This window comes from Clostridium acetireducens DSM 10703 (genome assembly GCF_001758365.1).
Lineage (GTDB): Bacteria > Bacillota > Clostridia > Clostridiales > Clostridiaceae > Clostridium_C > Clostridium_C acetireducens.
This window is the reverse complement of the sequence record NZ_LZFO01000065.1, coordinates 1-4,028: the sequence shown is the minus strand read 5'-3', so window position 1 is coordinate 4,028 and position 4,028 is coordinate 1. Positions and strand designations below refer to the sequence as shown.

The following is a 4,028-nucleotide window of genomic DNA, read 5'->3' as shown; positions in this document are numbered from 1 at the left end:
TTCATAAACGTCACAGAGATGAATTTGGTTTTTAATATTGATCATAAGGATACCTCCAAGAATTTATATTTTGTGATTATTATATATATTCGACATTAAGTGGGGGAAATCCTTTTTGATAAAGCTTAAAAATCCTTGAACCCTAACGGGTTTAGGGTTTTGCAAGCGGCTAAAATTTATTAAAAAAAGGGGGGTTAGTAATGATTAAAAGTATAATGAATTCAGGTGTTGTAACCATAAAATTAGAAGATACCATAAAAAAAGCACTAGATATAATGAATAAAAAGAAAATAAATGGTACTCCTGTAGTAAATGATGAAAGAAAATTAGTTGGAATGTTGGTTAAAGCAGATATTTATAGATTTTTAATGGAAGAAGGTCATTATGATACTTGTCCAGTGGATTGGGTTATGACTAAGAAAGTTATAACTGCTAAAGAAGATGAAAGTATTATGGAAGTAGCTAAAAGAATTAGAGAAAATGATATTATAGCAATACCAATAGAAAATAAAGAAAATAAAGTAATTGGCATTGTTTCAGTAGAAGATTTAATTAGTTACTTTATAGAAAAATATCAGGATTAGTTTTATAAAAGAGGCTAGAAGTTTCAATCTAGCCTCTTTTTATGAATATTATAGTAAAAAAAATAGATATATTACTTATGTGTAAGAACATTAATATCTTGATTAATAATAATATTCGTAATATAATATATATGTAATATAAATTAGGAGGGGATAATTATGACACATCTATGGCAAGGATTTAGAGAAGGACATTGGTTAGAAGATATCGATGTGAGAGACTTTATACAAAAAAATTATAAATTATATGAAGGAGATAATAGCTTTCTTGTAGGAATAACAGAAAAAACTAAAAAGGTATGGGATAAAGCCTATAAGCTTATAATAAAAGAAATAAAACAAGGAATTATGGATATTGAAACTGAAAAATTTTCAGGAGTAGATAAATTTGAAGCAGGATATATAGATAAAGATAATGAAGTTATAGTAGGATTTCAAACAGATGAACCGTTGAAGAGAATAATGAATCCTTATGGCGGAATGAGAATGGTTGAACAATCCTTAGAAGAATATGGATACAAAATGAATAGTGATTTAGAAAAATATTTTAAAGAGTTTAGAAAGACTCATAATGAAGGTGTTTTTGATGCTTATACAGAAGAAACAAAAGTTGCTAGACATGTAGGACTTTTGACAGGACTTCCTGATGCATATGGAAGAGGAAGAATAATAGGAGATTACAGAAGAATAGCCTTATATGGAATAGATTATTTAATAGAAAAGAAAAAAGAAGACTTTAAAAATTTAAAAGGTTCTGCTACTGAAGAAATGATAAGATTAAGAGAAGAAGTTAGCGAACAAATAAAAGCAATGCATAAAATAAAAAATATGGCAAAGGTTTATGATATAGATTTATCTAAACCAGCTAAAAATGCTAAAGAAGCAGTACAGTTTTTATATATGGGATATTTAGCAGGAGTTAAAGAAGATAATGGTGCAGCTATGTCCCTTGGAAGAGTTAGCACATTTTTAGATATTTATATAGAAAGAGATTTAAAAGAAGGCATAATTACAGAAGAAGAAGCACAAGAATTAATAGATCAATTTGTTATAAAACTAAGATTAGTTAGACATTTAAGAACACCTGAATATAATGAATTATTTGGTGGAGATCCAAACTGGATAACAGAAGCTATAGGTGGAGTAAGTTTAAATGGTAAACCATTAGTTACTAAAACATCTTATAGATTTTTACACACATTAACTAATTTAGGACCAGCACCAGAACCAAATATGACAGTATTATGGTCAGAAAAATTACCAGAAAGCTTTAAGAAATATTGTGCTGAAATGTCTATAAAAACAGATTCAATACAATATGAAAATGATGACTTGATGAGACCTATATATGGTGATGATTATGCTATAGCATGTTGTGTATCTGCTATGCAAGTAGGTAAACAAATGCAGTTTTTTGGAGCAAGAGCAAATGTTGCTAAGTCACTTTTATATGCTATAAATGGTGGTATAGATGAAAGATTAAAGGATAAACAAGGAAATTTAATTAAAGTTGTACCAGGAATAGATAAAATAGAAGATGAAGTTTTAGATTTTGAAAAAGTTAGAAAAAATTATTGGAAGGTACTAGATTATGTTACAGAACTATATGTAAATACTATGAATACAATTCATTATATGCATGATAAATATGCTTATGAATCTGCACAAATGGCATTACATGATACTAAAGTTCACATATTTATGGCTTTTGGTATAGCAGGATTATCTTGTGCAGCAGACTCATTAAGTGCTATGAAATATGCAAAAGTTAAGCCTATAAGAGATGAAAATGGAATAGCTGTAGACTTTGAAATAGAAGGAGATTTCCCTAAATATGGAAATGACGATGATAGAGTAGATGATATAGCTGTACAAATAGTTAAAAACTTTTCATCTGGATTAAAGAAAAATCAAACATATAGAAATGCAGAACATACTCTTTCAGCATTAACTATTACATCCAATGTGGTTTATGGAAAGAAAACAGGAGCAACACCAGATGGAAGAAAAGCAGGAGAACCTTTGGCACCAGGAGCAAATCCAATGCATGGAAGAGATGTTAATGGAGCTTTAGCATCACTTAATACTGTAGCTAAAATTCCATATAGATATTGGTGCCAAGATGGTGTGTCTAATACTTTCTCCATAGTACCAGAAGCTTTAGGAAAGAGTATAGAAAATCAAATAGAAAATCTTGTGAGTTTATTAGATGGTTATTTTTCACAAAGTGCTTTCCACTTAAATGTTAATGTTTTAAGAAGAGAAACTTTAATAGATGCAATGAAAAACCCAGAAAAGTATCCTACACTTACAATAAGAGTTTCAGGATATGCAGTACACTTTAATAGATTATCAAAAGACCAACAATTAGAAGTTATAAAAAGAACATTTCACGAAAAAATGTAATTATATTACACTAAAGATATTATGGCCCTATGCAATGCATGGGGCTTTATAATTCATATTTAAATGTGAAGGTGGTAAAAAATGATTAAAGGAAGAATTCATTCATTTGAAAGTATGGGACTTGTAGATGGACCTGGTATTAGAAATGTAGTGTTTTTACAAGGATGTAAACTAAGATGTTTGTTTTGTCATAACCCAGATACTTGGAATATAAAGGGCGGAGAAGAAATAAGTTCAGAAGACCTAATAAATAAAATATTAAGGTTTAAACCTTATTTTAAAAATAAAGGTGGAGTTACATTTTCAGGGGGAGAACCTCTTATGCAACCAGAATTTTTATTGGAAATGCTAAAGTTATGTAAATTAAATGGTATTCATACAGCTATAGATACTGCAGGTTATGGCAAAGGAAATTATTGTGAAATATTAAAATATACAGACTTGGTTATACTAGATGTAAAAAATGTAGATAATGATGGATATATAAAAATCACAGGATGTTCTAAATATCAATTTGATGAATTTTTAGATACAGTACAAAAATTAGGCAATAAACTTTGGATTAGACATGTAGTAGTTCCAGGCTATACAGATTCAATAAAGCATATAGAAAAATTAGCGGAAATTATTAAAAAGTTAAAAAATGTAGAAAAAATAGAGCTTTTACCTTATCATACACTGGGCAAATATAAATATGATAAGTTAAAAATTAAGTATAAATTAGAAAACACAGAATCTATGAATAAAGAAAAAACAAAAGAACTAGAAAATATGTTAATTTCATTATGTAAAAAGTAACTCTTGTAAAATAAAAATTAGTATGCTTAATAAAAAATGATTGAGATAATTTGCAAATATAAAATAATTAAAAATAAATTATATAAAAATAATAAGTAAAGTAGCATAAAGAAAGTTTGTAAATAAGTCATTTCATTAAGACACTCTAAGAATAAAAAATAAAAAAACTCCTACCCAATTTATGCCCCGTCCTTGGGGCGGAAATTGGCTCATCACGTCCTGTGATGAATTACGGAGTTT

At 28.3% G+C, this 4,028-nt stretch carries 3 protein-coding genes; all 3 read left to right on the top strand.

Annotated features, from left to right (window positions below):
* Window positions 1-200 precede the first annotated feature (200 nt).
* A complete protein-coding gene (locus tag CLOACE_RS11410) occupies window positions 201-584 on the top strand; it encodes a CBS domain-containing protein (protein WP_070111375.1) in 384 nt (127 codons plus the stop codon).
* A 159-nt stretch (window positions 585-743) separates the two neighbouring features.
* A complete protein-coding gene (pflB, locus tag CLOACE_RS11405; protein ID WP_070111374.1) occupies window positions 744-2,990 on the top strand; it encodes a formate C-acetyltransferase in 2,247 nt (748 codons plus the stop codon).
* 81 nt (window positions 2,991-3,071) lie between these two features.
* Window positions 3,072-3,788, top strand: a complete 717-nt coding sequence (gene pflA / locus CLOACE_RS11400; protein ID WP_070111373.1) for a pyruvate formate-lyase-activating protein — start codon at window positions 3,072-3,074, stop codon at window positions 3,786-3,788.
* Window positions 3,789-4,028 lie beyond the last annotated feature (240 nt).

What these genes read in the sequence shown, in the direction of transcription:
- CLOACE_RS11410 (WP_070111375.1), top strand. Translation starts at nt 201, where the DNA reads ATGATTAAAAGTATAATGAATTCAGGTGTTGTAACCATAAAATTAGAA.
- pflB (WP_070111374.1), top strand. Translation starts at nt 744, where the DNA reads ATGACACATCTATGGCAAGGATTTAGAGAAGGACATTGGTTAGAAGAT.
- pflA (WP_070111373.1), top strand. Translation starts at nt 3,072, where the DNA reads ATGATTAAAGGAAGAATTCATTCATTTGAAAGTATGGGACTTGTAGAT.